General features: G+C 62.2%; 22 protein-coding genes and 1 other RNA gene. 10 read left to right on the top strand and 13 right to left on the bottom strand.

Translation table 11 applies throughout. The features are described from left to right. Nucleotides 1-152: 152 nt before the first annotated feature. The 8 genes from cmk to gyrA form a co-directional block, all read right to left on the bottom strand. A complete protein-coding gene (gene cmk / locus PQR40_RS05805) occupies nt 153-839 on the bottom strand; it encodes a (d)CMP kinase (RefSeq protein WP_408222363.1) in 687 nt (228 codons plus the stop codon). 35 nt (nt 840-874) lie between these two features. Continuing rightward, nucleotides 875-2,179 carry a 3-phosphoshikimate 1-carboxyvinyltransferase gene (gene aroA, locus PQR40_RS05800; RefSeq protein WP_408222365.1) on the bottom strand — a complete coding sequence of 435 codons (1,305 nt, stop codon included), beginning with the start codon at nt 2,177-2,179 and terminating at the stop codon, nt 875-877. A gap of 18 nt (nt 2,180-2,197) precedes the next feature. Next, nucleotides 2,198-3,139: a prephenate dehydrogenase gene (locus PQR40_RS05795; RefSeq protein ID WP_408333880.1), complete on the bottom strand. Its 942-nt coding sequence runs from the start codon at nt 3,137-3,139 to the stop codon at nt 2,198-2,200. 51 nt (nt 3,140-3,190) lie between these two features. Beyond that, nucleotides 3,191-4,303, bottom strand: coding sequence for a histidinol-phosphate transaminase (hisC, locus tag PQR40_RS05790; protein WP_408222369.1), 1,113 nt, complete (start codon nt 4,301-4,303; stop codon nt 3,191-3,193). A gap of 64 nt (nt 4,304-4,367) precedes the next feature. Next, a complete protein-coding gene (gene pheA / locus PQR40_RS05785) occupies nt 4,368-5,450 on the bottom strand; it encodes a prephenate dehydratase (RefSeq protein WP_408222371.1) in 1,083 nt (360 codons plus the stop codon). Between the two features lie 78 nt (nt 5,451-5,528). Then, nucleotides 5,529-6,611 carry a 3-phosphoserine/phosphohydroxythreonine transaminase gene (serC, locus tag PQR40_RS05780; protein ID WP_408222373.1) on the bottom strand — a complete coding sequence of 361 codons (1,083 nt, stop codon included), beginning with the start codon at nt 6,609-6,611 and terminating at the stop codon, nt 5,529-5,531. A 313-nt stretch (nt 6,612-6,924) separates the two neighbouring features. Further along, entirely contained in the window at nt 6,925-7,527 is a 603-nt protein-coding gene (locus PQR40_RS05775) for a DUF2059 domain-containing protein (RefSeq protein WP_054037403.1), read from the bottom strand. A 121-nt stretch (nt 7,528-7,648) separates the two neighbouring features. After that, a complete protein-coding gene (gyrA, locus tag PQR40_RS05770) occupies nt 7,649-10,285 on the bottom strand; it encodes a DNA gyrase subunit A (RefSeq protein WP_459251788.1) in 2,637 nt (878 codons plus the stop codon). Nucleotides 10,286-10,773: 488 nt separating this feature from the next. Here gyrA and ompA point away from each other — a divergent pair, with 488 nt between their 5' ends. The 5 genes from ompA to PQR40_RS05745 all read left to right on the top strand — a co-directional run bounded on the left by ompA (nt 10,774) and on the right by PQR40_RS05745 (nt 14,246). After that, nucleotides 10,774-11,421 carry an outer membrane protein OmpA gene (gene ompA / locus PQR40_RS05765; RefSeq protein WP_028200089.1) on the top strand — a complete coding sequence of 216 codons (648 nt, stop codon included), beginning with the start codon at nt 10,774-10,776 and terminating at the stop codon, nt 11,419-11,421. A gap of 221 nt (nt 11,422-11,642) precedes the next feature. Further along, on the top strand, nt 11,643-12,341 hold the full coding sequence (ubiG, locus tag PQR40_RS05760; RefSeq protein WP_408222375.1) for a bifunctional 2-polyprenyl-6-hydroxyphenol methylase/3-demethylubiquinol 3-O-methyltransferase UbiG: 699 nt from the start codon (nt 11,643-11,645) through the stop codon (nt 12,339-12,341). A gap of 32 nt (nt 12,342-12,373) precedes the next feature. Continuing rightward, nucleotides 12,374-13,087 (top strand): HAD-IA family hydrolase, encoded by a 714-nt coding sequence (locus PQR40_RS05755; RefSeq protein WP_408222377.1) that lies wholly within the window; start codon nt 12,374-12,376, stop codon nt 13,085-13,087. A gap of 174 nt (nt 13,088-13,261) precedes the next feature. After that, nucleotides 13,262-13,631, top strand: a transfer-messenger RNA (tmRNA) gene (gene ssrA / locus PQR40_RS05750). Nucleotides 13,632-13,877: 246 nt separating this feature from the next. Then, nucleotides 13,878-14,246, top strand: coding sequence for a COG4315 family predicted lipoprotein (locus tag PQR40_RS05745; protein WP_408508597.1), 369 nt, complete (start codon nt 13,878-13,880; stop codon nt 14,244-14,246). Nucleotides 14,247-14,374: 128 nt separating this feature from the next. Here PQR40_RS05745 and PQR40_RS05740 read toward each other — a convergent pair whose 3' ends face one another. Both PQR40_RS05740 and PQR40_RS05735 read right to left on the bottom strand, forming a co-directional pair. Then, nucleotides 14,375-14,641: a hypothetical protein gene (locus tag PQR40_RS05740; RefSeq protein ID WP_408222393.1), complete on the bottom strand. Its 267-nt coding sequence runs from the start codon at nt 14,639-14,641 to the stop codon at nt 14,375-14,377. A gap of 109 nt (nt 14,642-14,750) precedes the next feature. Next, a complete protein-coding gene (locus PQR40_RS05735) occupies nt 14,751-15,830 on the bottom strand; it encodes a substrate-binding domain-containing protein (protein WP_408222395.1) in 1,080 nt (359 codons plus the stop codon). Nucleotides 15,831-15,963: 133 nt separating this feature from the next. On the opposite strand from PQR40_RS05735, the gene PQR40_RS05730 reads away from it, so the two are divergent. Genes PQR40_RS05730 through PQR40_RS05715 form a run of 4 tightly spaced genes read left to right on the top strand, consistent with a single transcriptional unit; the run spans nt 15,964 to nt 21,240 of the window. Then, nucleotides 15,964-16,449, top strand: a complete 486-nt coding sequence (locus tag PQR40_RS05730) for an NAD(P)H-dependent oxidoreductase subunit E (protein ID WP_408222397.1) — start codon at nt 15,964-15,966, stop codon at nt 16,447-16,449. Next, on the top strand, nt 16,446-18,017 hold the full coding sequence (locus tag PQR40_RS05725; protein WP_408508596.1) for a formate dehydrogenase beta subunit: 1,572 nt from the start codon (nt 16,446-16,448) through the stop codon (nt 18,015-18,017). Before PQR40_RS05730 ends, PQR40_RS05725 begins: the two co-directional genes overlap by 4 nt. Nucleotides 18,018-18,031: 14 nt before the next feature. Then, entirely contained in the window at nt 18,032-20,980 is a 2,949-nt protein-coding gene (gene fdhF / locus PQR40_RS05720; protein WP_408508595.1) for a formate dehydrogenase subunit alpha, read from the top strand. 8 nt (nt 20,981-20,988) lie between these two features. Continuing rightward, nucleotides 20,989-21,240, top strand: a complete 252-nt coding sequence (locus tag PQR40_RS05715) for a formate dehydrogenase subunit delta (protein WP_408222403.1) — start codon at nt 20,989-20,991, stop codon at nt 21,238-21,240. Between the two features lie 109 nt (nt 21,241-21,349). On the opposite strand, the gene PQR40_RS05710 is transcribed toward PQR40_RS05715, so the two are convergent. The 3 genes from PQR40_RS05710 to PQR40_RS05700 all read right to left on the bottom strand — a co-directional run bounded on the left by PQR40_RS05710 (nt 21,350) and on the right by PQR40_RS05700 (nt 24,794). Continuing rightward, nucleotides 21,350-23,074: an FAD-dependent monooxygenase gene (locus PQR40_RS05710; RefSeq protein WP_408508594.1), complete on the bottom strand. Its 1,725-nt coding sequence runs from the start codon at nt 23,072-23,074 to the stop codon at nt 21,350-21,352. Nucleotides 23,075-23,142: 68 nt separating this feature from the next. Next, a complete protein-coding gene (locus PQR40_RS05705) occupies nt 23,143-24,450 on the bottom strand; it encodes a cation diffusion facilitator family transporter (RefSeq protein WP_408508593.1) in 1,308 nt (435 codons plus the stop codon). Continuing rightward, on the bottom strand, nt 24,447-24,794 hold the full coding sequence (locus PQR40_RS05700; RefSeq protein ID WP_408222409.1) for an ArsR/SmtB family transcription factor: 348 nt from the start codon (nt 24,792-24,794) through the stop codon (nt 24,447-24,449). Before PQR40_RS05700 ends, PQR40_RS05705 begins: the two co-directional genes overlap by 4 nt. 140 nt (nt 24,795-24,934) lie before the next feature. Between PQR40_RS05700 and PQR40_RS05695 the strand changes: the two genes are divergently transcribed. Then, nucleotides 24,935-26,782, top strand: a complete 1,848-nt coding sequence (locus PQR40_RS05695) for a tetratricopeptide repeat protein (RefSeq protein ID WP_408508592.1) — start codon at nt 24,935-24,937, stop codon at nt 26,780-26,782. Nucleotides 26,783-26,893 lie beyond the last annotated feature (111 nt).

The following is a 26,893-nucleotide window of genomic DNA, read 5'->3' as shown; positions in this document are numbered from 1 at the left end:
TGCCCGGCTGGCCGGACGGTCAGCAACTTCGGCAAGAATGCGAATGCCACGCGGGGTTAAGGGGTTAAAACACGCTCCACGACACACGCGGAGCACCTACTGACAACGGTACTTCTCTCCACTGCGCCCGCTACTCAAACACTGCCCGGACATCAGGCATGCGGGACCAATGCTTCATACCACTGCACCACCTGTTCGACCGCCTGGTCGATGGACAATGCCGAGGTATCAAGCAGCTTTGCATCCGCTGCGGGCTTGAGCGGCGCGGCCGCGCGTTGACTGTCACGCTCGTCGCGCTCACGCAAATCCCGGAGCAAGTCATCTATATTAGCAGAAAATCCTTTTTGGATCAATTGCTTATGCCGGCGCGCCGCACGGGCCTCGACGCTGGCGGTCATGAACACCTTCAGCACGGCATCCTGAAAGATTACCGTGCCCATGTCGCGGCCGTCGGCGACCAGCCCCGGCTCCTTGCGGAAAGCCCGCTGACGGGCCACCAGCGCGGTTCGCACGGGCACATGCACGGCGATCGCCGAGGCGCGGCTACCGACTTCTTCCGCGCGAATGTCGGCGGATACGTCGGCACCGTCGAGCTGCGCCATCCCCTCGCGAAAAGTGATGTGCAGATCGTCGATCAGCTTTACAAGCGCGTCCGCATCGTCCGCGTCGACCTTATAGCGGATGCTGGCCAGCGCGGCGAGCCGGTACAACGCTCCACTATCCAGCAGGTGAAAGCCGAGGCTCGCGGCAACCAGCGCGGCCACGGTGCCTTTGCCGGAAGCACTCGGGCCGTCGATCGTAATGACGGGCGTCTGGTGAAAGGGACGGGTCGGTTTCATCGAAAAAGTCGCACGTCAGTCGATTCGGGGGCGAATCAGGGTTGAGCGAGCGCGGTGAAGCGCTCGAAATAATCGGGGAATGTCTTGCCGACGCACTTGGGGTCGTTGATCCGGATCGGCACGCCGCCCAGGCTCACGAGCGAGAAGCACATCGCCATGCGGTGATCGTCGTAGGTGTCGACCGAGGCGTTCGGAATCAGTTTTTCAGGCGGTGTGACGACGAGAAAGTCCTCACCCTCCTGCACCGTCGCACCGACCTTGCGCAGTTCGGTAGCCATCGCCGCAATGCGGTCGGTTTCCTTGACGCGCCAACTGGCAATGTTGCGCAGCGTGGTCGTGCCGTCCGCGAACAGCGCGGCGACGGCGATCGTCATCGCGGCGTCGGGAATCAGGTTGAAGTCCATGTCGATCGGATCGAGCTTGCCGTTGTCGTTGCCGACACCGCGCACTTCGATCCAGTCTTCGCCCATCTGCAGGTTTGCGCCCATCTTGATGAGCGCATCGGCAAAGCCGACGTCGCCCTGGATGCTGGACCGGCCGACGCCCTCCACCCGCAATGGCCCGCCGCCGAGCGCACCCGCCGCCAGGAAATACGACGCCGACGACGCATCGCCTTCCACCATGATGGCGCCCGGCGATTGATAGCGCTGCCCCGCCGGCACAATGAACCGATGCCATTCATGGCGCTCGACCTTGATGCCAAAACGCTCCATCAGCTTGATCGTGATCTCGATGTAGGGCTTCGAGATCAGCTCGCCGTCCACCTGCACGGTCGTCACGCCGCTTTCGGTGCGCAGCAGCGGCAGCGTCATCAGCAGCGAAGTCAGGAACTGGCTCGACACGTCGCCGCGCACGCGAATCGGCGCGTCGGCCAGAATCTGCGCCGGGCGAATCCGCAGAGGCGGATAGCCGTCATTCTCTTCGTAGTCGATCTTCGCGCCGATCTGCCGCAAGCCGTCGACCAGATCGCCGATCGGTCGTTCGTGCATGCGGGGCACACCGTGAATACGATAGTCGCCGCCATTCACCGCGAGCGCCGCGGTCAGCGGGCGCACCGCCGTGCCGGCATTGCCGAGGAACAGATCGGCTTTGCGCGCTGTAAACGCGCCGCGCGTACCGGTCACGACACAAGTGTCGCCCTCGCGCTTCAGGCGCACGCCGAGCTTTTCGAGCGCGTCAAGCATCACGCGGGTGTCGTCGGAGTCGAGCAGGTTCGTGATCGTCGTTTCGCCTTCGGCGAGCGCCGCGAGCAGCAGCACACGATTCGAAATGCTTTTCGAACCCGGCAAACGAACCGTGCCGGACGCACGAGAAAATGGTCCGAGATCGAGGAATTCCATGATTGAGTCCAGCTCCGGTTATTTCGAGGCGTCGCCGAGCGCGGCCCCGGCAGTGCGCTGTTCCTGCCATTCGCTGCGCGCGACGCGCGAGCGCGCGAACACGGCTTCGAGCGCGGCGCCGTCGGCGGCGTCGATCGCGGCGCGCAAACGCGCGAGCACGGCCGTGTACGCATCCAGTTCGGCAAGCAACGCAACCCGATTCGCCACGCACACGTCGCGCCACATCTCCGGGCTCGACGCAGCGATGCGCGTGAAGTCACGGAAACCACCGGCGGCGAATGAGAATTTCAGCGCGGCGTCGGGCGAATTGAGAATCTGCTCGACTAGCGCGAAAGACAAAACGTGCGGCAAATGGCTGACCGACGCAAGCACACGGTCATGCTGCTCGGGCGCCATGTCTCGCACACAGGCGCCGGTAGCGCGCCACATCGCAGCAACGCGCTCGACCGCTTCCGGCGCGTTTTCCGGCAGCGGACACAACACGACGTTGCGGTTCACATACAGGTCGGGCAACGCCGCATCCGGGCCGCTCGCCTCACGGCCGGCAATCGGATGCCCCGGCACGAACTGGGCGATGCGCGCGCCGAGCGCCGCGCGCGCCGCTGCAACCACGTCGGACTTGGTGCTGCCGGCATCGGTGACGATCGTGCTTGCGTCGAGAAACGGTGCAATACGTTCGAGCAGCGGTTGCGTCTGCGCGACGGGTGCGGCAAGCAGCACGAAATCGGCGCCGGACAACGCGTCACGCAATGCGACGTCGTCGTTCAACGCCGCGACTGCGTCGATCACACCCAATTCCAACGCGCGCGCCGTCGACGCGGACGATCGCCCAACACCAATCACCGTTCGCGCGCCTGCCGCCTCGCCCCGCTCGCGCAAGGCGCGCGCGAGCGATCCGCCGATCAGGCCGACACCGAAAATCACCAGCTTATTAAAAGAGAACGCAGCCACGTCGATCACAAAAAAAGCGCGCCATTCATAAAGTGAGGCGCGCGGGTCAAGGTCATCCGCTTACGCGGTAGCGAGCGTCTTTTCGAGCGCCGCGAGGAACGCTTCGTTTTCTTCCGGCAGACCGATCGTGATGCGCAGCCATTGCGGCAAACCGTAGTTGCCAACCGGGCGAACAATCACGCCCTGCTTGAGCAACTCGAGGTTGACGCGGTTGCCTGCTGCATCGTCATTGCCGACGCGCACCAGTACGAAGTTGCCGTCCGACGGCACAAATTCGAGGCCGAGTTTGTCGAACGCTTCGGTCAGGCGGCGATAGCCTTGCGCATTCAAGGCCGCGCTCTTTTCCAGAAACGCCGTGTCGTTCAGCGCCGCGATCGCCGCGGCTTGCGCCAGCGTGTTCACGTTGAACGGCTGACGCAGACGATTCAGCAGATCGGTCAACTCTTGCTGGGCGATTGCGAAGCCGACACGCAAGCCGGCGAGTCCAAACGCCTTCGAGAACGTGCGCGACACCAGCAGATTCGGATAACGGCGCACCCATGCGATCGAGTCGTAACGCTTTTCTTCCGGCAGATATTCCGTGTACGCCTCGTCGAGCACGACGACCACGTTGCGCGGCACCTTGTCGAGAAACGCCTCGATCTTCGCGCCTTCGATAAAGGTACCGGTCGGGTTGTTCGGGTTCGCGACAAAGATCAGCCGGGTGTCGTCCGTGATCGCGGCAAGCATCGCGTCGAGATCGTGGCCGTATTTGACGGCGGGTACGACGACCGCACGCGCACCCACGCCTTGCGTGGCGAGCGCGTAGACCGCGAACGAATACTGGGCGTAAACGATCGACTGCCCCCTTTCGACTAACGCGTGCGCGGCAATTTCGAGGATGTCGTTGCTGCCGTTGCCAAGCGTCACCCAATCGGCCGGCACGCCGTAACGCTCGCTCAGCGCCGCCTTCAGTTCGAATGCATTCGCGTCCGGATAGCGGCCGAGTTCGCTGGCCGCTTGCGCCATGGCGCGTTGCGCCGATTCCGGCATGCCGAGCGGATTTTCGTTCGAGGCGAGCTTCACGATCGTCGCTTCGTCGAGGCCAAACTCACGGGCCACTTCCGAAATCGGCTTGCCGGCGATGTAAGGCGCAATCGCGCGCACATAGGAAGGACCGAAGGACGTTGTCATGAAAATCTCCGAACGACTAATTAGTAGTGAGTGAACCTGCGGCAGGCGCGCGCCTCAGCCGACATCAACGGGCGCGTGGATACGAGCCGAGTATCTTCAGGAACGCGGCCTTCTGGCCGAGTTCGGTGAGCGCGGCGGCGACCGCCGGCTCGTCGCGATGGCCTTCGACGTCGATGTAGAAGTAGTACTCCCACGTGCCGACGCGCGCCGGACGCGATTCGAAACGGGTCATCGATACGCTGTGTCGCGCCAGCGGCTCCAACAGTTTGAACACGGCACCCGGCTCGTTCGCCACCGAAACGATCAACGACGTCTGGTCGTGCCCGCTAACGCCGGTGCGCTCCTTGCCGATCATCACGAAACGCGTGCGGTTATGCGGGTCGTCCTGGATCAGGGCATAGGCAACCTGGAGACCGTAGTGGGTCGCCGCGCGATCGCCGGCGATCGCTGCGACAGTCGGATCTTCCGCCGCCATGCGCGCAGCTTCGGCATTGCTCGACACTGCCTGGCGCTCGAGATGCGGCGCGTTCGTCGCGAGCCAGCGCTGGCACTGAGCTAACGCCTGCGCGTGCGCGCACACCCGCTTCACGCCGGTGAGGCCGCCGTTCAGCGTCAGGAGATTGTGGTGAATCGGCAAGGCCAGTTCGCCGCCGATCGTGAGCTGGGTTTGCAGCAGCAGATCGAGCGTGCGCGACACCGCGCCTTCGGTCGAATTCTCAACCGGCACAACGCCGAATTCGGCTGCGCCTGCTTCGACCGAGCGAAATACTTCGTCGATCGACGGGCACGGCAGACCTTCGATCGACTGACCGAAGTACTCGTGCATGGCCTGTTCGCTATACGTGCCGACCGGGCCGAGATACGCGGCTTTGATGGTCTTTTCGAGCGCGCGGCTCGCGGCCATGATCTCGCGCCAGATCGCACTGATATGTTCGCTGGCCAATGGGCCATCGCTCATATCCTGCAAGCGCGCGATCACCTGCTGCTCGCGTTCCGGGCGGAACACCGGCGCGTTGAAATGCTTCTTGACTTCACCCACTTCGAGCGCCACCGCGGCACGCTGATTGAGAAGCGCGATCAACTGCGCGTCGAGCGCGTCGATGCGTTCGCGAAGGGGTTTGAGTCGGGTATTGAGTTCGTCGTCCATGCGTGAAAACGGCCCTGCCGGTAGCTGCTGCACAAATGCGTGCTGGAAAGGATGCGCGCGCCTGAATTCCTAAGACGATCAGGCGCTGCGCTGTTCGAATTCCTTCATGTATTCGACAAGCGCTTTGACGCCTTCGAGCGGGACGGCGTTATAAATCGACGCCCGCATGCCGCCGACGGACTTGTGGCCCTTTAGCTGCACCATTCCCCGGGCTTTCGCGCCGGCCAGGAAATCATCGTTGCGCGACTCGTCGGTGAGGAAAAACGGTACGTTCATCCGCGAGCGCGAGCCATGCTCGACCTTGTTCAGATAGAAGCTGCTCGAATCGATCGCGTCGTACAACAGCTTCGATTTTTCGAGGTTACGCGCTTCCATCGCGGCAAGGCCGCCCTGCTTCTTCAACCACTTGAACACCAGCCCGGCAACGTAAATCGCATACGTGGGCGGCGTGTTGTACATCGAATTATTCTCGGCGACGGTTTTCCATTCGAACGCCGACGGGCAGATCAACTGCGCGCGATCCAGCATGTCTTCGCGCACGATCACAACCGTCACGCCCGCCATGCCGATGTTCTTCTGCGCGCCACCGAACAACACGCCGTATTTGGCGATGTCCATCGGACGCGACAGGATGTGCGACGAAGCGTCCGCCACCAGCGGAATATCGCCGAGATCGGGAATCTCGAACGTCTCGACGCCGTGAATGGTCTCGTTGGTGCACAGATGCACGTAAGCCGGATCGTCAGACAGTTGCCATTCGGAGCGCGCCGGTGCACGGGTGAAACCCTCTGCCGTCTGGCCGCTCGCCGCCAGATGCACGGTGCCGTATTTTTGCGCTTCCTTGAGCGACTTCTGCGACCACGAACCGGTCACGACGAAATCCGCGCGCGGTTTCGCGCCCATCAGATTCATCGGCACAATTGCGTTTTCGCCCAGGCCACCGCCTTGCAGAAACAGGATGCGGTGGCTGGCAGGCACCTCGAGCAGTTCGCGCAGATCGACGAGCGCTTCCTCGTGGATCGACATGAATTCTTTACCGCGATGGCTCATTTCCATCACGCTCATGCCACTGCCCTGCCAATCGAGCATCTCGTCGGCTGCCTGACGCAGCACTTCTTCGGGCATGGCAGCGGGGCCGGCGGAGAAATTAAAAACGCGCATCGTGAGATCCTGGAAGCTGGCGCGAAAAACGAACAGATCGCGCAAAAATCGGCGAAGTTTGCAATCGCAAGGCAGCCGCTACAACGGCAGCCGCTGCAAAGTTAACGACGCGCACTCGACAACGCGAGTTTAACGACGCGTTTGGCAACAATTTCGCGCCCAAAAAGAAAATGGCCGTCTGCGCGTGTGCGCAAACGGCCATTATCGCATTGTCGCCCCCAACCCGCCAAACCCGGCACGCCGTATAGCTTGCCGAGCGGCGGCTAGCGCGATGTCAGCGCAGCCTTTCGACCTTTTGGCTTAACTAGCTGGCTTACTTAGCCGGCTTGACCGAAGCGACTTCCTTGTCAGCCTGGTCACGCGTTGCCTTGATCGATTGCGGCATGTACTTTTGCATCAAGCCGTTCACAACGTCGCGGCCAACCTGGTCCTGGACCTGGATGAACTTGCGGCCGGTCGGGCTCTTGTAGAACGCGGTCAGATCCTTGATTTCCGACGTGCTGTAGTACTTCGCGTAAGCGTCGTACTGAGCTTGCATGGCGTCTTGACGGAAGGAATCCGTTGCAAACACCTGGCCTGCGCCGTCAACCAGCTTCGGCACTGCATTCTTTTGCAGCGTCGGGACGGAAGCCTGCTTCTGCTTGTCCGTCATCGTCTTGTTTTCGCTCAGGGCGTCCGACAGGATAGCCGGGACCAGTTGCTTGGCTTGCATCTGGGCGCTGTTGCCAATTGCGCCGACGAGCTTCTGTGCATCGATTGCGTCCAGCAGGTCCTTGATTGCAGCCTGCTTGGCCGGATCAACCGGTGCAGCGGCAGCAGCCGGAGCCGCCGGGGCCGGGCTCTGAAGCGCTTGAGCCATGGCGAAGGTCGGCACGAGAGCAGCCAGCAACATCAGTTGTTTGAATCGTTTTTGCATCATTACTCCCTAAGAGAAATTAACTTGAACTGCGAACAGCGCGGGATGCGTATCGGCCCGACACGCCATTGTTCCCTGCGCAGCTTTCAACCAATAACTGAGACTGAACTGCCGACGCGAATCAGGCCGCACCACCGTCTTCACCGCCGTTGTCGCCTTCGGCAGGACCTTCGGTGTCGCCTTCCACATCTACATCCGCTTCCGCCTCAGCAACCTGTTGCAGACCTGAAAGCTTGGTCCCTTCGTCAAGGCTGATGAGTGTAACACCTTGGGTTGCGCGTCCCATTTCTCGAATTTCCGATACGCGCGTACGAATCAGCACGCCCGTATTGGTGATCAACATGATCTGCGCTTCCTGATCCACCAGCGTGGCGGCGACGACCTTGCCGTTCCGTTCCGACGTCTGGATCGCGATCATTCCCTTCGTACCGCGCCCGTGACGCGTGTACTCGGTGATGGGCGTGCGCTTGCCGTAGCCGTTCTCGGTTGCGGTCAACACCGACTGCTGTTCGTCGCCAGCCACCAGCAATGCGATCACACTCTGACCGTCTTCAAGCTGCATGCCGCGCACACCACGCGCCTCACGGCCCATCGGACGGACGTCGTTTTCGTCGAAACGCACTGCCTTGCCGGAATCCGAGAACAGCATTACGTCATGCTGGCCGTCCGTAATGGCGGCGCCGATCAGGTAGTCGCCGTCATCCAGACCGACCGCAATAATACCCTTGCGCAACACGCGGCCAAAGGCTTCTAACGGCGTCTTTTTTACAGTTCCTAACGCGGTGCCCATAAAGACGAATTTGTCAGCCGAGAATTCCTTTACCGGCAAGACAACCGTAATCTTCTCGCCGTCCTGAAGCGGGAAAATATTGATGATCGGACGGCCGCGTGAGTTCCGCGAGCCTTGCGGCACTTCGTAGACCTTCACGCTGTAGACGCGACCACGATTCGAGAAGCACAGAATGTGATCGTGCGTGTTCGCGATGAACAGCGTGTCGATCCAGTCGTCTTCTTTCATCGCCGTGGCCTGTTTGCCGCGACCACCCCGCTTCTGCGCACTATATTCGGACAGCGGCTGCGATTTCACATAGCCGGCGTGCGACATGGTCACGACCATCTCTTGCGGCGTGATCAGGTCTTCGGTGTTCAGCTCGGTTGCATTCAGCTCGATCTTCGAGCGGCGTGCGTCGCCGAATTCGGCTTTGATCGACGTCAGTTCGTCGACGATGATCGCCGTAATGCGTTCCGGGCGAGCCAGAATGTCCAGCAGGTCGGCGATTTGCGCCATCACTTCGCGGTACTCGCCGATGATCTTGTCCTGCTCCAGACCCGTCAGGCGTTGCAGACGCATCTGCAAGATTTCCTGAGCCTGGGTGTCGGACAAGCGGTAGAGGCCGTCGGACTGCATGCCGAAGGACGGGTTCAAACCCTCCGGGCGATAAGCCTCACGACCACCGGCCGACGCGTTTTCCGTCTCGGCGCGCGACAACATTTCGCGTACCAGCGACGAATCCCACGGACGCGCCATCAATTCCTGCTTGGCGATCGGCGGCGTGGGCGCGGCCTTGATGAGCGCGATGAATTCGTCGATGTTGGCGAGCGCGACTGCCAGCCCTTCGAGCACGTGACCGCGTTCACGTGCCTTACGCAGTTCGTATACAGTGCGCCGCGTCAGCACTTCCCGGCGATGCGACAGGAAGCACGACAGCATTTCCTTCAGGTTCAGCAGCTTCGGCTGGCCGTCGACCAGCGCGACCATGTTCATGCCGAAGGTGTCTTGAAGCTGGGTCGCCTTGTACAGATTATTGAGAACCACTTCCGGCACTTCGCCGCGCTTCAGCTCGATCACGACGCGCATGCCGCTCTTGTCGGATTCGTCGCGGATGTCGGAGATGCCTTCGAGCTTCTTCTCGTTGACCAGCTCGGCGATGCGCTCCAGAAGCGAACGCTTGTTCACCTGGTACGGCAATTCGTCGACGATGATCGACATGCGCTGACCGCGGTCGATTTCCTCGAAGTGCGTAAGCGCGCGCATCAACACGCGGCCGCGGCCCGTGCGATAGCCGTCGCGCACGCCGGCCACGCCGTAGATGATGCCGGCGGTCGGGAAATCAGGTGCCGGGATGATCTCGATCAGTTCGTCGATCGTGGCTTCCGGATTTTTCAGCAGGTGCTGACATGCGTCGACAACCTCATTCAGGTTGTGCGGCGGGATGTTGGTCGCCATGCCGACCGCAATACCGGACGAGCCATTGATCAGCAGATTGGGAATACGCGCCGGCAGGATGGCCGGCTCGTTTTCGCTACCGTCGTAGTTCGGCGTGAAGTCGACCGTTTCCTTGTCGATGTCGGCCAGCAGTTCGTGGCCGATCTTTGCCATGCGGATTTCGGTGTACCGCATCGCCGCGGCGTTGTCGCCGTCGACCGAACCGAAGTTGCCCTGACCGTCCACCAGCATATAGCGGAGCGAGAAATTCTGCGCCATCCGGACGATGGTGTCGTAGACAGCCGTGTCGCCGTGCGGGTGATATTTACCGATGACGTCGCCGACAATACGCGCTGATTTCTTGTAAGCCCGGTTCCAGTCGTTGTTCAGTTCGTGCATCGCGTACAGCACGCGCCGGTGCACCGGCTTCAGGCCATCGCGAACATCGGGAAGCGCACGCCCCACGATCACGCTCATCGCGTAATCGAGATACGAACGGCGCATTTCCTCCTCTAGGGAGATTGGCAGAGTCTCTTTGGCGAATTGATCCATTTATCCGTATCTTTTACGTGCCAAGGCGACGGCGATAACCTCACTACGCCGCGCCTTCGCGTAAGCATTGCAGGCGCAACGCATCACGCGATTCTAACATGCCGCGCATCCGTCCCCGGCGGGGGTACGTATACCTATTAGCAGGCGTGCGGGAGCGGCGCCTGAACGCCCCACTATCGAACCGGAGCAGGCTCGATTTGTGCGTGAGGCAATCCGCCGCTCAGCCATGACTGGCGGTGCCTTCAGCGGATTGCTTCTGTTGCGCATGCACCACAATTGGAGGGCGATTTGATCGGGGGCAGATTTTTTTATCGTTGGAAGGGAACGATATGGCAAAATGCCAACGCACAAAGAGTTAGACACTGCTCGAAGTCTACACAGCACGTTTTTTGTTCTACACCGATGTTATACTTCGAGCAATGTATGACTTGTCTTCGTCAACAGGCTCGCAGTAAACCTGCGGTAATCTCAATTTCGAGAGGAGAAATATGAATAAACTTTCAAAGCTCGCGTTCATTGCAGCTACCGCAGTTATGGCTGCATCCGCCATGGCGCAGTCGGTGCCGGCGTCGCGACAAGCCACGAACGACAACTGGGTGAATGGTACCGGCGAATACGTGTGGATGAACGGCACGAACGAGCTTTGCTGGCGCGATGCATTCTGGACGCCGGCAACGGCCAACGCTAAGTGCGATGGCGCCCTGGTTGCCCAGGCTCCGACCCCGCCGGCTCCGGTCGCACCTGCACCGGCTATCACGAGCCAAAAGATTACGTATCAAGCTGATGCTCTGTTCGACTTCGACAAGGCTATCCTGAAGCCGGCTGGCAAGGAAAAGCTGGACGATCTGGCATCGAAGATCGGCGCGCTGAACCTCGAAGTCGTCGTCGCAACGGGTTACACGGACCGTATCGGTTCGGACAAGTACAACGACCGTCTGTCGCTGCGCCGTGCTCAAGCTGTGAAGGCATACCTCGTCAGCAAGGGCATCGAGTCCAACCGTATCTATACGGAAGGCAAGGGCAAGCGCAACCCGGTCACGACCGGTTGCAACCAGAAGAACCACAAGCAACTCATCGCCTGCCTCGCACCGGATCGCCGCGTGGAAGTCGAAGTTGTCGGTACTTCGAAGCAGTAAGCTACAAATTACCGCAGTATCAAAGCCCCGCTTCGGCGGGGCTTTTTTTATGCCAACGCGGCGGATGCGGCTCGCTTTCTCCTCCGAGCATCACCCGCCCGCTTGGCAGAACAGGACTAGCCAGCCGTTGTGCGGCATTTTGCCGCCCTGTCTCGCGGCCTATATACTCAGGGTTTATCCTCGAGCGCCCGCTCAACGCTCTCATCGAGGCAGCTTCCGCTATGACCAACGCCGATCCCCACGAACTGCAGAAATTCAGCGACCTCGCGCATCGTTGGTGGGACCCGAATGCCGAATTCAAACCGCTGCATGAACTCAATCCGATCCGCCTGAGCTGGATCGACGCGCACGCGCATCTCGCCGGCAAAACCGTACTGGATATCGGCTGCGGCGGCGGCATTCTGTCGGAATCGATGGCAGGATTGGGCGCGCACGTGAAGGGAATCGATCTGTCGAGCCAGGCACTCGGCGTGGCCGATCTTCACAGCCTTGAAAGTGGCGTAACCGTTAATTACGAAGAAATCGCTGCCGAGGCGCTCGCCGCCCGCGAACCGGGTACTTACGACGTCGTCACCTGCATGGAAATGCTCGAGCACGTGCCCGAACCGGCCGCCATTGTCGCGGCCTGCAAGACACTGGTGAAACCGGGTGGCTGGGTGTTTTTCTCCACACTGAACCGCAACGTGAAGTCGTATCTGTTCGCGGTGATCGGCGCGGAATATATAGCGCGGATGCTGCCCAAAGGTACGCACGACTACGCACGCTTCATCCGTCCGTCGGAATTGGCGGGCTTCGTGCGCACCGCCGATCTGCATACAGTCGACATCAAAGGCATCGTTTATAACCCGCTCAGCAAGCATTTCGCGCTGTCCGCCGACACGAGCGTGAACTACATGCTCGCCTGCCGCCGCGACGTCTGATCCGCCCCGACCTGCCCGGACCCAATCAATCAATGAGCGATCCCACGCCCCTGCCGCAGCGCGAAGACACTGACGACGCACTTGGTCTTTGCCAGGCTGTCCTGTTCGACCTCGACGGCACGCTGGCTGACACCGCGCCCGACCTGGCGGCCGCCGTCAACAAAATGCGTCATGATCGCAGCCTCGATATGGTGCCGCTCGAAGACCTGCGGCCGCTCGCGTCCGCGGGCGCGCGCGGACTGATCGGCGGGGCCTTCGGAATCGGCCCTGAGCATCACGAGTTCGCGTCGATGCGCGAGGAGTTTCTCGCCAACTACGAAGCAGACTTGTGCATCGAGACCACGCTGTTTCCCGGTATCGCCGAATTGCTCGACGATCTGGACGCAAGGGGCGTGCGCTGGGGCATCGTAACGAACAAGGTGGCAAGGCTCACCGAGCCGCTGATCGCACAACTCGGCCTCGAAGAGCGCGCGGGCTGCGTGGTGAGCGGCGACACGACCCCACATTCAAAGCCGCACCCGGCCCCCTTGTTGCATGCCGCGCGCGAGCTGGATGTGTTGCCGGAGCGTATCGTCTACGTCGGCGACGACCTGCGCGACGTGCAAGCGGGTTTCGCGGCCGGCATGAAGACCATAGCGGCCGCCTACGGCTACTGCGGCAACGACATTCCACCGGCGCAATGGCACGCGCAGCATGTCGTGCAGTCGCCCGCTGAATTGCAGAAGCTGCTGCGCGATATCGGCTGAACACATACAGTGCAGTGAACACGGCAAACGCGGCGCAAGCAACACATGCGCCGTCCTGGCACTCCACCGTGCCCCGGCAGGAAGCCGGCACGGCAACAAGGCAATCAGCCAGGACGCGGCCGTCAAACTATTGTAAAATCTACGCTGGCCCAGACGTTTGGGCCAACAAACCGCGGGGGCGACCTGGTTTCGACAGGGGTCGCGAAGCGGCTAGGGCATACCGAGGACCCGTCACCTCGTTAATCAATGGGGAAAACGTAACTGCAAACGACGAAACGTTCGCACTGGCAGCCTAAGGGCCGCCGTCCTCTGCCTAGTTCACTGACGGGCTAGAGTCGCAAGACCGGTAGCAATACCGACAGAGGTCATATACGTCAGTTAAGTCTTGGCGGCGTCACGACGCCAAGGTCGAAAACCTAGTGAATCGCCGTCATGCAGCGTGTTCGTCCGCGTCATGGTGGTTAAATCAAATGACAGAACTAAGTATGTAGAACTAGTCGTAGAGTGCTTCTGGACGCGGGTTCGATTCCCGCCGCCTCCACCAGAACATCGTTTCAAGCTGCACCATCAAGACGCACTCAAAACCCGTAAGCGGCCTGCTGCTTGCGGGTTTTTTGTTGGCTACCTGGACAACAGAAAGCCTGCTCATCGAGCGGGCTTTTTTGCTGACGGGTATCAATGCCGCGCGAAGACAAGCGGAATAAACGCGTCCGTTCAAGCGTTCATTCCCCGCGCGCACCCGCATGCCGCGTCCCGCGCGAGACCAACACCAAAATCAGGAGCCGACATCATGCGCAAGACTCTCTTCTGCCTCTCCACGCTGACTCTCCTCGCACTACAACAGACTGCCTTTGCCGAAGCCCCAAAGATCGTCGACGGACGCTTCGTCAGCGCGGACGGCATGACGCTCTATACCTTCGACAAAGACACCACGCCCGGCGTGAGCGCCTGCACCGGCGGTTGCATGAGCAACTGGCCGGCGGCCATGGCGAGCTCATCGGACAAGCCGTCAGGCGAATGGACGCTGATCCCTTCCGCGGACGGCAAACAGCAATGGGCATACAAAGGCCATCCGCTGTATCGCTACGCAGCAGACAAGCAGGCGGGAGAAATGAAGGGAGACGGCTTCAAGGATATGTGGCACACGGCGAAGCCATGACCGATAGCCGCTGAGCGACGAGGCTAAAGCCGACAAGCTCGATAAAAAAGCACAAGCAAACGCCCAAACGAAAAACGCCGGCAGCATGCCGGCGTTTCACAAACGAACACGAAAGCGCTGACTCGCGCTTATTCGTCTTTAGGACATTGCAGATTACAACCGTTCGGATCGCCGTTGTCGCCGCGCTTGCGCATGGCTGACTTTTTGTTGGACTGGTATTTGTCCGAGGGCGCTGACGCCGCAAACGGCATCTGGGGATGTTCGGCAAGACGGAACTGATCTTGCAGGATACCGCCCGGCACACCCGGCGAATTCTGTGCGAAGGCAACCGAAGCGGTGGCGAGAAGCACACCGGCCGTCGCTGCCGCAGCACATGCGTGAAGAAGAGCTTTCATATCGATTCAGCGCGGCACAGCGCGCGGTTAAGGCGTAAGCGGAAGGTTAGAGATTATCCCAAACAAACGCCCCGCGCAGCGGCAACGGCATCATTTTGTTTACAGTCGCTTACACCGTGCTTAAGCCAAGCCCCACGTCGAGATCGAGCAGCTTGCCGCAGTCGCGCGGATCATAACCTTCGAGCTGATCGACGTTGTGCCGGAACGCCGCGCCGCGCAGCAAGCCGATCACCATTGCAAGCGGCGTGCGCTCCAACCGGGCGCGGTCGCAGGCGAAGTAATAGTCCTCCTCTACGATCGGTATGAAGTCGAGCCCGAAGTGATGCGCCGCCGGCTCCACGCCGAAACCCACATCCGCCATGCCACTCGCCACGAACGCCGCAATCGCCGAATGTGTGAGTTCCGTCGACGCATAACCGTTGACCCGGTCCGGATCGACTCCGACTTTTCGTAGCGCGAGATCGAGCAGCATGCGCGTGCCGGAACCAGGCTGACGATTGACGAAGCGAATGTCGTCGCGCGCAAGGTCGCTCAAGCCGTCGATTCCTTTTGGATTGCCCTTGCCGAGAAAGAGACCCTGCTTACGCCTCGTCAGGTGCACGAGCACATGACGCTGCGGATCGAGCCAGCGCCGATACGTATCGGCGCACGCCGCGCGAAACTCGCCTAGCGGCAAGTGGAAGCCGGCCAGATCACATTCGCCACGGGCGAGCGCGCTAACTGCGTCCGCGCTGTCGCGGTATTTGATGTCGACCGGCTGATCATGCGCGACCAGCGCCGTCACCAATGCCGCCACGGCGTAACCGTGCGACGCGTAGATCCGCACGTCGTCGGCGGGTGGCGCGAGCCAGCGGTTCAGGTCGCTTGCGACTTCGCTTGCAAGCGCCTGCATATTGCCGTCGAGCCGCTCACCGCACAAACGCTGCGCGCGCAACACGGCTTGACCGAGTTCGGACAGCACCGAGCCGCGCCCACGCTCCTTCGCGATCAGCGCGCCACCCAAACGCTCCTCAATGCTGCGCAACAAACCCCACGCATGACGGTAGGACAAACCCTTAAGCGTCGCCGCCTGCGCGATGCTGCCGGATTCGTCCACCAGCGCGAGCAGCGGCACCACGTCCGACAGGCTTGCCTCGCGGCCATCCGGGCCCTTCACAACCAGCTGCGCCTGACACTCGATTCTGATCATATATGTTCAATGCTTTCCTATTGCACGAGGCGTATCACCCGCCTATTGTTCAGCTATCCCATATCGAATATACGAAGCATAAGTGCACGCATTATGAATGACAAGTGCATATATGACTTTGGAGGAGCCCCACTTGGACGATTCCATCGCCGCCGCACCGGATCAGCTCGTGCAGCGTCACGCGCAGCCGGGCATGTCGCTGCTAGCGGTACTGCATGCCATTCAGGACGAACTCGGCTACGTACCGCCCGACACGGTTGCGCCTCTCGCGCGCGCCATGAACCTGTCGCGCGCGGAAGTGCACGGCGTCATCACCTACTATCACCACTTCCGCACGCAGCCCGCGGCGCCCGTTACGGTGCAGCTTTGCCGTGCCGAGGCATGCCGCAGCATGGGCACCGAGGCGCTCGCGCAGCATATCGAGTCGCACACCGGCTGCCGTTTTGATGCGGAGCATCGGCATGGCGCGACGGTCGAGCTGGAATCGGTGTATTGCCTCGGCCAATGCGCCCTGTCACCGGCGATGATGGTCAACGGCACCTTGCACGCCAAGGTCACGCCGCAAAAGTTCGACGCGTTGTTCGCGGCCGCCAGCACATGCGTGGAGGTCGCCGCATGACGCGCATCTACGTTCCCTGTGATTCGTCGGCATTGGCGCTTGGCGCGGATGCACTGGCTCAAGCGATCGAAGCTGAAGCCACGCGCCGCGGCATTGAAATCGAACTGGTCCGCAACGGTTCGCGCGGTTTGCTGTGGCTGGAACCGCTCGTCGAAGTAGCGACGGCCGAAGGCCGCGTCGGCTATGCGAATGTCGAAGAGAGCGACGTTGCAGCACTATTCGACGCCGGCTTTATCACCGGCGGCGAGCACGCGCAGCGTGTCGGTGTGGTCGATGAAATACCGTATCTGAAGCAGCAGCAGCGCCTGACCTTCGCGCGCATTGGCATCACCGATCCGCTTTCTGTCGACGATTACGTTACCCACGGCGGCCTCGAAGGTCTCAAGCAGGCGTTGCAGACAGACGGCGACGACGCCTGTGAAGCGCTGATCGAATCCGGCCTGCGCGGTCGCGGCGGCGCGGCCTTCCCCGCCGGCATCAAATGGCGCACGGTACGCGGCGCCCAGGCGGCGCAGAAATATATCGTGTGCAATGCGGACGAAGGCGACTCCGGCACCTTCTCCGACCGCCTCGTCATGGAAAGCGATCCGTACGTGCTGATCGAAGGGATGATCATTGCGGGCGTCGTGACCGGCGCGACGGTCGGCTATATCTACGTGCGCAGCGAATATCCGCACTCGATCGCAACGCTCGAAGCGGCAATCGCCAAAGCACGCGCCGCCGGCTGGCTCGGCGACAGCGTGCTTGGCTCGGCGGCGCATCGCTTCGAGCTGTTCGTGGCGAAAGGCGCAGGCGCTTATGTCTGCGGCGAGGAAACCGCGCTGCTCGAATCGCTCGAAGGCAAACGCGGCATCGTGCGCGCAAAGCCGCCCGTGCCGGCGCTAGTCGGCCTCTACGGCCAGCCGACCGTGATCAACAACGTCATCACGCTCGCGACGGTGCCCATCATCTTCGCGCGCGGTGCTGCTTTCTATAAAGACTTCGGCATGGGCCGTTCGCGCGGCACGCTGCCGTTCCAGCTTGCCGGCAATGTGAAGCAAGGCGGCCTGGTCGAACTGGCATTCGGCGTCACGCTGCGTGAACTGCTTTACGACTACGGCGGCGGCACGGCAAGCGGACGCCCGGCGCGCGCAGTGCAGGTCGGCGGCCCGCTCGGCACCTATCTGCCGGAAAGCCAGTGGGACATCCCCATGGACTATGAAGCGTACGCGGCCGTCGGCGCGGTGGTCGGCCACGGCGGCATTGTCGTGCATGACGACACGTCCAATCTCGCCGAACTCGCGCAGTACGCAATGCACTTCTGCGCGCTCGAATCGTGCGGCAAATGCACGCCGTGCCGGATCGGCTCGACGCGCGGCGTCGAAGTGATCGGACGGATCCGCAACGGCGATACGTCCACGCGGCAAGTACAGTTGCTGCGCGATCTGTGCGACACGATGGTGTCCGGCTCGCTCTGCGCGATGGGCGGCATGACGCCGTTCCCGGTACTGTCCGCGCTCGACCATTTTCCCGAAGACTTCGGTCTCGATAACGTGCACGACCACGCGCCCAAAGCGGCTGCGGCCTGACCCAGGAGCCTCACATGTCCGACATGCTCTCCCCCGCCGGTGGCTGCGGCTCTGGCAATTGCGCGTGCAAATCACAAGCGCAAGCGCAACAACCTGCGCCCCGTTCGTTCTTTGACGATACCGACTACGGCACACCCGCGCGTCATGCGGACGTCGACGTCACGCTGGAAATCGACGGCCAGGCGGTGACGGTTCCGGCCGGCACTTCCGTGATGCGCGCCGCCGTCGAAGCCGGCGTCAATGTGCCGAAGCTCTGCGCGACCGATTCGCTCGAGCCGTTCGGCTCATGCCGTTTATGTCTGGTCGAGATCGAAGGCAAGCGCGGCTATCCCGCTTCGTGCACGACACCCGTCGAAGCCGGCATGAAGGTCCGCACGCAAACCGATCGTCTGCAATCGCTGCGCCGTAACGTGATGGAGCTGTACATCTCCGATCACCCGCTCGACTGCCTGACCTGCCCCGCCAACGGCGACTGCGAGTTGCAGGACATGGCGGGCGTTACCGGCTTGCGCGAAGTACGCTACGGCTTCGATGGCGCAAACCACTTGAAGGACAAGAAAGACGAATCGAATCCGTACTTCACGTACGACCCGTCGAAGTGCATCGTCTGCAATCGCTGCGTACGCGCGTGCGAAGAAACGCAAGGCACCTTTGCGCTGACGATCGCCGGACGCGGTTTCGAATCGCGCGTCGCTGCAAGCGAAAACCAGCCGTTCATGGAATCGGAATGCGTGTCATGCGGCGCGTGCGTCGCCGCGTGCCCGACCGCGACCTTGCAGGAAAAGACCGTCATCATGCTCGGCCAGGCCGAACATTCGGTCGTGACCACCTGCGCGTATTGCGGCGTCGGCTGCTCACTCAAGGCCGAGATGAAGGGCAACCAGGTCGTACGGATGGTGCCGCACAAGAACGGCCAGGCGAACGAAGGCCACGCGTGCGTGAAGGGCCGCTTCGCATGGGGCTATGCGACGCACAAGGACCGCATCACCAAGCCGATGATCCGCGCGAAGATCACCGATCCGTGGCGCGAAGTCAGCTGGGAAGAAGCGCTCAGTTACGCGGCGTCGGAATTCCGCCGCATTCAGGCAAAGCATGGCCGCGATTCGATCGGCGGCATTACGTCGTCGCGTTGCACGAACGAGGAAACGTATCTCGTACAGAAGCTCGTGCGCGCCGCATTCGGCAACAACAATGTCGACACCTGTGCGCGCGTGTGCCATTCGCCGACCGGCTATGGCCTGAAGACCACACTCGGCGAATCAGCTGGCACACAGACCTTCGCATCGGTCGATAAGGCCGACGTGATCATGGTGATCGGCGCGAATCCGACCGACGGCCACCCGGTGTTCGGCTCACGCATGAAGCGCCGCATCCGCGAAGGCGCGAAGCTGATCGTCGTCGATCCGCGCCGCATTGATATCGTCGATACACCGCACGTGAAGGCGTCGCAGCACTTGCAATTGCGTCCGGGCACCAACGTCGCGGTGGTCAATGCGCTCGCGCATGTGATCGTGACCGAGGGGCTGCTGAACGAAGCGTTCATCGCCGAGCGCTGCGAAACGCGCGCGTTCGAGCAATGGCGTGCATTCGTGGCCCTGCCCGAGAATGCGCCGGAAGCAACGGAACAACTCACCGGCGTGCCCGCTGCATCCATTCGCGAGGCCGCACGCGTCTACGCCACGGGCGGCAACGCCGCGATCTACTACGGCCTCGGCGTCACCGAACACGCGCAAGGTTCGACAATGGTGATGGGCATCGCGAATCTGGCGATGGCGACCGGCAACATTGGCCGCGAAGGGGTCGGCGTGAATCCGCTGCGCGGCCAGAACAACGTACAGGGTTCGTGCGACATGGGCTCGTTCCCGCACGAGCTGCCGGGCTATCGTCACATCAGCGATTCAATCACGCGCGCGTTGTTCGAAGAGGCATGGAACGTCACGCTCCAGCCCGAACCGGGCCTGCGCATTCCGAACATGTTCGACGCTGCGGTGCACGGCACCTTCATGGGCCTGTACTGCCAGGGCGAAGACATTGTGCAGTCCGATCCCAACACGCACCATGTGGCGGCGGCACTGTCGTCGATGGAATGCATCGTCGTTCAGGACATTTTCCTCAACGAGACCGCGAAGTACGCGCATGTGCTGCTGCCCGGTTCGTCCTTCCTCGAAAAGGACGGCACCTTCACCAACGCGGAGCGCCGCATCTCGCGCGTGCGCAAGGTGATGCCGCCAGTTCCGGGATATGCCGACTGGGAAGTCACGGTGATGCTCTCTCGCGCGCTCGGCTATGAAATGGACTACACGCATCCGTCGCAGATCATGGACGAGATCGCGCGTCTCACGCCGACTTTCCACGGCGTGTCCTACAGGAAGCTCGACGAACTCGGCAGCATCCAGTGGCCGTGCAACGAGAATGCACCCGACGGTACGCCGACCATGCACATCGACGCCTTCGTGCGCGGCAAGGGCAAGTTCGTGATTACGAAGTTCATCGCGACGCCTGAAAAAGTCACGCGTAAGTTCCCGCTGCTGCTCACGACCGGCCGTATCCTGTCGCAGTACAACGTCGGCGCGCAAACGCGCCGCACCGAGAATTCCCGCTGGCATGATGAAGACCGGCTGGAACTGCATCCGCACGATGCGGAGGAACGCGGCATCAAGACCGACGACTGGGTCGGCATCGAATCGCGCGCGGGACAAACCGTGTTGCGCGCGAAAGTGACCGAGCGGATGCAACCGGGCGTCGTCTATACGACATTCCACTTCCCCGAATCGGGTGCGAACGTGATCACCACCGATAGCTCGGACTGGGCCACCAACTGTCCTGAGTACAAGGTGACCGCGGTGCAGGTGATGCCGGTCGAACAACCGTCGCAATGGCAGAAGGACTATTCGCGCTTCAACACGGAACAACTCGATCTTCTGAAGCATCGCGAGTTGACCAACGCAACGTCGGGTAAGTGAGGCGAACCATGGACAATCAGAATCTGATCGACATGGCGAACCGGATCGGCGACTTTTTCGATTCGATGCCGGACCGCGAAGAAGCGCTCGCCGGCATCGCCGATCATATCCGTCGCTTCTGGGAGCCGCGTATGCGACGCGCTTTGCTGGCTGCGCTCGATGAGCCGGATGCGAGCGGCATCGAGATGTCGAGCATTGTCAGGGAAGCGCTCGTCAAGCATCGTGACGGGCTCACGCCGGCTGCACTTTCTACGGTATAGACGGCGCGGTTCACCCAGCATCTGCTGTGCGCAAGGCGGCTCATGCCACGGGCCGCCTTTACACGATCGCCTCACGGTCCACCCCGGACGGCCATTTCAGTTAGCAGCCTCACAGGGCCGCCTGCTCCGGTATCACCCCACCCACCGCGAACCACGCTTCGCAATGCCGCAGCAAGCCATGCAGATCGGAGCCGGTGCGCCCGCGCGCGCTGATGTAGCCGTCCGGCCGCACCAGATAGAACGACGGCCGTGTGCGCCCATACGATTCGGACAGCGCCGGCGCGCCCTCGCCGCTCGTATCGGTCACGCGCCAGATGCGCACCGCACCCGGCAGCAACTTCTCGACTTCCGCAGCCAGGCGTTCCAGTTCCGGGTCCGGCGGCAGCGCATGCTTCGCGGCAGGATCGAGCGGCGTTTCGTCGACGGGCAGCGGCTGGACCAGCAGGAACAATGAGAAGAACGCCGGATCGTGCAGATCGAAAATACAACCGACGCCCGGCGCGCGGCCAAGTGGCCCATCCAGCACATGCACCAGCGCATCCGGCGCCCGCTCGCCGGCACGCGGACCGCCGTCGAGAACGCGCTCGAACGTCAGCGGACTGCGTCGATACTGGATCGACAACTCGCTGATGGTCATCCGCGCCGCATCGCGCAACGGACCGAGCGCGGCCAGCACCGGCATCACGCGCTCGCGCAGCAGCTTCAGCGGTCCATGATCGGCCTCGGCCATATGCGTGATGAAGCCGGTTTGCCGCAGCACGTCGCGCTCGATCGGATGCCGTTCCTGGTGGTACGTATCGAGCAGGCGGTCAGGCGCCGCGCCGTTCAAAACGCGTGCGAGCTTCCAGCCGAGATTGAACGCTTCCTGAATACCCGTGTTCATCCCTTGTGCGCCGGCAGGACTGTGGACGTGAGCGGCGTCGCCCGCGAGAAAGATGCGGCCGACACGCAGTCTCTCCACCATTCTGCTGTTCAGATGAAAATACGACGACCATGCCAGGTCCGATACCTCAACGCGTTCCCGCACACGCTGGGCAATCAGTGCCTTGCATTCGTCCAGCGACGGCGGCGAAACCTGGTTGAGCGACGGTTCACCGAGCACTGCCGGCGTGGCCGCCTCCGGAACCGTGGTCGGTGCGACGGGATGATCCGCGATCAGACGATGGCGGCCATGGCCCATCGGAAACAGCGCGACGAGACCCTCGCCTGAAGCGAAGATATGGAATTCGTCTTCGGGCCAATCGGTTTCGGCACGCAGATCGGCAAGCAGGAACGTCTGCTCGAAAGTGTTGCCCACAAAGTTCAAACCGAGCCGGTGACGGATCGTGCTATGCGCACCGTCAGCGGCGATCATGTACGACGGGCGCAGGGTCTCCGTATGGCCATCCGCGCGACGCAACGTCGCCTGAATACTGGCGGAGCCCTGCGAGAACATCGCCAGCTCAACGCCGCGTTCGACCGTCACGCCGAGCGTCGCGAGATGTTCCGTCAGCAGACGTTCGGTCACGGATTGATCGAGAAACAGCAGATACGGATAGCGCGTATGCAGCGGATCGAAATCGAGGCGTGCGAGACGCATGCCATTGGAAAAAAGATTGGCGATGCGCGCGCGATGGCCGAGTTCGAGAAACGGCTCGATCAGCCGGTGTTGTTCAAACAGTTCGAGCGTGCGCGCCTGAATGCCGATGGCCCGCGAATACGGGTTCGGTTGCAGCGCTTTGTCGATCAGACGCACGGGGATGTGGGCACGCGCCAGACTCATTGCCGCGGCGAGCCCGGTCGGCCCCGCCCCAACGATCAGCACCGGCGACGCATCGTGTGCGGCAGCGTCCATGCGGAACTCCGGAGACCACAGTACGTTCTAGTGTACGCCGCCGATAGTCCGCTCAACGGTGCGCCGCATCAATCGTGCGGATGATCCAGCGCGCATTGATGCACCGTGGTGCCGAGGTCGACTTGCAGTGTGGCGTGCTGCATCGAAAAACGTTCGCGCAGTGTGATGACGATGCCGTCGATCGACTCGTCACCGGGATGGCCTGCCGGCATCACCAGATGCGCGCTGAGCGCATTGCCGGTAGTCGACAGCGCCCAGACGTGCAGGTCGTGCACGTCGGTGACGCCGGGCTGTCCGGCGAGATAGTCGCGGATATGCTGCAGGTCGACGCCGGGCGGCACGGCGTCGAGCGCCATGCGCACCGAATCGCGCAGCAGGCCCCACGTGCCGGCCACCACCACCGCGACCACCAGCAGGCTCATCACCGGGTCGAGCCACGTCCAGTTGGTATAGAGAATCACGAGACCGCTGATCGCGACCGCGGCCGAGATGCCGGCGTCCGCGGCCATATGCAGGAATGCGCCGCGTATGTTCAGGTCTTCCTTCTGGCCGCGCATGAAGAGCCACGCCGAGAAGCCGTTCACGACCACGCCGACCGTCGCGACGACGAACACCACGAGTCCCGCAACCGGTGCCGGGCTCATCAGGCGTCCGATTGCCTCGGCGACGATCACGCCGCATGCGAAGAGCAACAACCCGGCGTTGGCGAGCGACGCCAGGATCGACGAACTGCCGTAGCCGAATGTATAGCGTGCCGACGGACGGCGCGTGGCGAGCCAGGTTGCGCCCCAGGCGAGCAGCAAGCCGAGCACGTCTGAGAGATTGTGGCCCGCGTCGGCGAGCAGCGCGGTGGAATGCGCGATCACGCCGTAGACGGCTTGAACCAGCACGATTGCTACATTCAGTGCGACGGCGAGTGCGAAGGCACGGCCGTGGCCTGCAACGGGTGCGTGGGCATGGTGATGGCCGGCGTGGCTGTGGTTGTGGCTGGCGTGGCTATCGTGGTCGTGTTGGTCGTGGCTACTGTGATCGTGGTCGCCATGGCTATGGCCTTTGTGGCCGCCAACGCCGTGGCTGTGATCATGGTCGTGGTCGTGGTCGTGGTCGTGACCATGCTCGTGGCCGTGGTCCGCATCGTCATCGTGTGAATCTCGCCCGAGCGCTCCGTGTTCCCCCGCACTGCTCTCATACGCATCGCCAGCATCGGGACGAGCCACATCATGGCGATGCCCGACTTGACCATCAGCACCGCGCTCTTTCCCCTCGGCCTGCGCATCTTCGCCGTCGGTCCCGTCGAATTCCCCATCGAGCCAGACCGGCGCGTGGTCGTCCTCGCGTTCTTCAGCGGGCCGGTTCGGCGTAGTGGGTTTCTTCATGACGGGTCCAGAGGAAATTCGCCGGCCGGCTCGGCCACATGCTCGAGCATACCGGCCAGCATCGCGCTGATGTGACGATCGGCGGCAAGATAGAACACCTGCTTGCCCTGCCGCTCCGCGCGCACGATCCGCGCCGCGCGCAACAGCCGCAGATGGTGGCTCACCAGCGACGACGACAAGCCCAGTCCCTCCGCAATCGCACCGACCGCGCGGCGCTCGTCGACGCACGCGAGCACGATGCGCAAACGCGTTGGATCGCCAAGCAGGCGAAACAGGTCGGCCAGCGGCACGATCGTCTCCACCGGGCGGTCCTCAAAACTGACAGGCGATATCGCGGAATCCATGGCAAGTGGCATCATCATGCATACATGTGAACAGATGTTCACATGTTATAGATATCGAAACAACAGGTCAAATCTGAGGGCGACCCGGCGAGTGTGGGAAAATGCGGCGTCCGCCCCACCCGAAATGCCTTCCCTCCGTCATGCAACAAGTATTTGACCGCGCTTTCGCGGCGCATCGTGACGGCCGTCTCGACGACGCCGAACGCGGCTACCGCGCGACGCTCGACGGCAATCCCGTGCACGTCGATGCATTGCACCTGCTGGGCGTCCTGCGCCACCAGCAGGGCCAGCACGCCGAAGCCGCCGAGCTTGTACGGCGCGCGGTGAACCTGCGCCCGGAAGACGCCGCGCTGCAACTGAACCTCGGCAACGCACTGAAGGCGCTGGGCAAGATCGACGACGCCATCGAACAGTTCCGCAATGCGCTTACGCTTGCGCCGTCCTTCCCGATGGCGCACTACAATCTGGGCAATGCGTACGCATCGGTCGGCCGCCACGAAGACGCCGCCGACGCGTTCGAGAAATCGTTGCGCCTGCAACCGAACGACGCCTCGTCGCACAACAATCTCGGCAACGCATTGCATGCGCTCGGCCGTCATACGGATGCGATCACGTCGTTCCAGCGCGCGCTCGAATTACGCCCCGGTCATGCGGGCGCGCTCAACAACATGGGCATGTCGCTGAACGCACTTGACCGCGCGGACGAGGCGATTCCGTGCTTTCAGGCGGCGCTGGCCGCCGAACCACGTTTCGTCGCCGCGCACTTCAACCTCGCCAACACGTTCGACGCCACTGACCGCCACGAAGAAGCGGTCGCCTCTTTCCAGGCGGCGTTCGCCTTGCAGCCGAACCTGCCGCCCACCATTTTCGGGCTCGGCAACGCGCTCGCGGCGCTGGGACGCCATGCGCAAGCGCTGCCGTATCTCGAGCGGGCGGTCGGCCTCGATCCGCAATTCGCGCTCGCCTGGCTGAGTCTCGGCACGGCACACCAGGCGCTGAACGCGCACGCCGCCGCCGTGCGGGCATTCGATCAGGCGTTGCGCTTGCGCCCCGATCTCGCGTCCGCGCACATGAACCGCGCGCTTGCATGGCTTGCGTTGCGCGATTTCACGCGTGGGCTGCCGGAATACGAATGGCGACTGCAGATCACCGCGCAGCCGGTCATCCAGACATTGCCGCGCTGGCACGGCGAGCCAATCGAACAACGCACGCTCCTTGTCCATGCCGAGCAGGGTTTCGGCGATACGTTGCAATTTGTGCGCTTCGTGCCAATGGCCGCGCAGCGTGCGGCGCGCGTGGTACTTGAAGTGCAGCCGCAACTGCTGCCGCTGCTTGCACCGGCCGCGCAAGCCTGGCGTGTGACGCTGATCGCCCAGGGCGCACCGCGTCCAGCGGCGGATCTGCAATGCCCGCTGCTGAGTTTGCCGCTCGCGCTCGGCACAACCTACGATACGATTCCCGCCCGCACGCCCTACCTCAGCGCGCCGCCGGCTTACGGCCGCAAATGGCGCGGTTCGCTCGGCGGTCACGCGAAGCGCAAGATCGGCATTGCGTGGTCAGGACGTATCCAGCAGAACGAAACCCGTTCGATGCCGCTCGCCGCGCTCGCTCCGCTGTTCGCGCTTGAAGGGATCGACTGGATCGTGTTGCAACCTGAACTGAGCGCCGAGGAACATGCGGCGCTCGACGCGCATCCACACGCGGCGTCGATTCATCGCATGGGTAAACGAATCGGCGATTTTGCGGATACTGCGGCAATCATCGAGCGGCTCGACGCGGTTGTGTCGATCGATACGTCGATCGCTCACCTCACCGGCGCACTGAAAAAGCCGCTGTGGCTGATGCTGCCGTTCGCTGCGGATTGGCGCTGGTTCGTCGGCGAGACGCGCAGTCCGTGGTATCCGGGCGTAACGCTGCTGCGCCAGCCGCAACCCGGCGCGTGGGGCGATGTGGTGGAGGCGGTGGCGAACGAATTGCGCCGCGGCTAACTGGGCCAGACCCAGCGAAATCCATTGCCGACGCAACGTCCAACAAAAAACCCCGCGCTCGTGAGAGCCCGGGGGTTTTTGTTTGTCCGGATGGTTTATCCGGACGAGCGG

It is taken from the genome of Paraburkholderia sediminicola (genome assembly GCF_046026855.1).
GTDB lineage: Bacteria > Pseudomonadota > Gammaproteobacteria > Burkholderiales > Burkholderiaceae > Paraburkholderia > Paraburkholderia sediminicola_A.
The sequence above is the reverse complement of the archived record's forward strand: the minus strand, read 5'-3'. Positions and strand labels throughout refer to the sequence as shown.

Bases quoted from the DNA above. Each gene is read 5' to 3' on its own strand.
- PQR40_RS05735 (WP_408222395.1), bottom strand. From the start codon at position 15,830: ATGATCAGAATCGAGTGTCAGGCGCAGCTGGTTGTGAAGGGCCCGGAT.
- aroA (WP_408222365.1), bottom strand. From the start codon at position 2,179: ATGGAATTCCTCGATCTCGGACCATTTTCTCGTGCGTCCGGCACGGTT.
- hisC (WP_408222369.1), bottom strand. From the start codon at position 4,303: ATGACAACGTCCTTCGGTCCTTCCTATGTGCGCGCGATTGCGCCTTAC.
- fdhF (WP_408508595.1), top strand. From the start codon at position 18,032: ATGTCCGACATGCTCTCCCCCGCCGGTGGCTGCGGCTCTGGCAATTGC.
- pheA (WP_408222371.1), bottom strand. From the start codon at position 5,450: ATGGACGACGAACTCAATACCCGACTCAAACCCCTTCGCGAACGCATC.
- gyrA (WP_459251788.1), bottom strand. From the start codon at position 10,285: ATGGATCAATTCGCCAAAGAGACTCTGCCAATCTCCCTAGAGGAGGAA.
- PQR40_RS05710 (WP_408508594.1), bottom strand. From the start codon at position 23,074: ATGGACGCTGCCGCACACGATGCGTCGCCGGTGCTGATCGTTGGGGCG.
- PQR40_RS05695 (WP_408508592.1), top strand. From the start codon at position 24,935: ATGCAACAAGTATTTGACCGCGCTTTCGCGGCGCATCGTGACGGCCGT.
- PQR40_RS05715 (WP_408222403.1), top strand. From the start codon at position 20,989: ATGGACAATCAGAATCTGATCGACATGGCGAACCGGATCGGCGACTTT.
- ompA (WP_028200089.1), top strand. From the start codon at position 10,774: ATGAATAAACTTTCAAAGCTCGCGTTCATTGCAGCTACCGCAGTTATG.
- PQR40_RS05755 (WP_408222377.1), top strand. From the start codon at position 12,374: ATGAGCGATCCCACGCCCCTGCCGCAGCGCGAAGACACTGACGACGCA.
- PQR40_RS05775 (WP_054037403.1), bottom strand. From the start codon at position 7,527: ATGCAAAAACGATTCAAACAACTGATGTTGCTGGCTGCTCTCGTGCCG.
- PQR40_RS05725 (WP_408508596.1), top strand. From the start codon at position 16,446: ATGACGCGCATCTACGTTCCCTGTGATTCGTCGGCATTGGCGCTTGGC.
- cmk (WP_408222363.1), bottom strand. From the start codon at position 839: ATGAAACCGACCCGTCCCTTTCACCAGACGCCCGTCATTACGATCGAC.
- PQR40_RS05740 (WP_408222393.1), bottom strand. From the start codon at position 14,641: ATGAAAGCTCTTCTTCACGCATGTGCTGCGGCAGCGACGGCCGGTGTG.
- PQR40_RS05700 (WP_408222409.1), bottom strand. From the start codon at position 24,794: ATGGATTCCGCGATATCGCCTGTCAGTTTTGAGGACCGCCCGGTGGAG.
- ubiG (WP_408222375.1), top strand. From the start codon at position 11,643: ATGACCAACGCCGATCCCCACGAACTGCAGAAATTCAGCGACCTCGCG.
- serC (WP_408222373.1), bottom strand. From the start codon at position 6,611: ATGCGCGTTTTTAATTTCTCCGCCGGCCCCGCTGCCATGCCCGAAGAA.
- PQR40_RS05705 (WP_408508593.1), bottom strand. From the start codon at position 24,450: ATGAAGAAACCCACTACGCCGAACCGGCCCGCTGAAGAACGCGAGGAC.
- PQR40_RS05745 (WP_408508597.1), top strand. From the start codon at position 13,878: ATGCGCAAGACTCTCTTCTGCCTCTCCACGCTGACTCTCCTCGCACTA.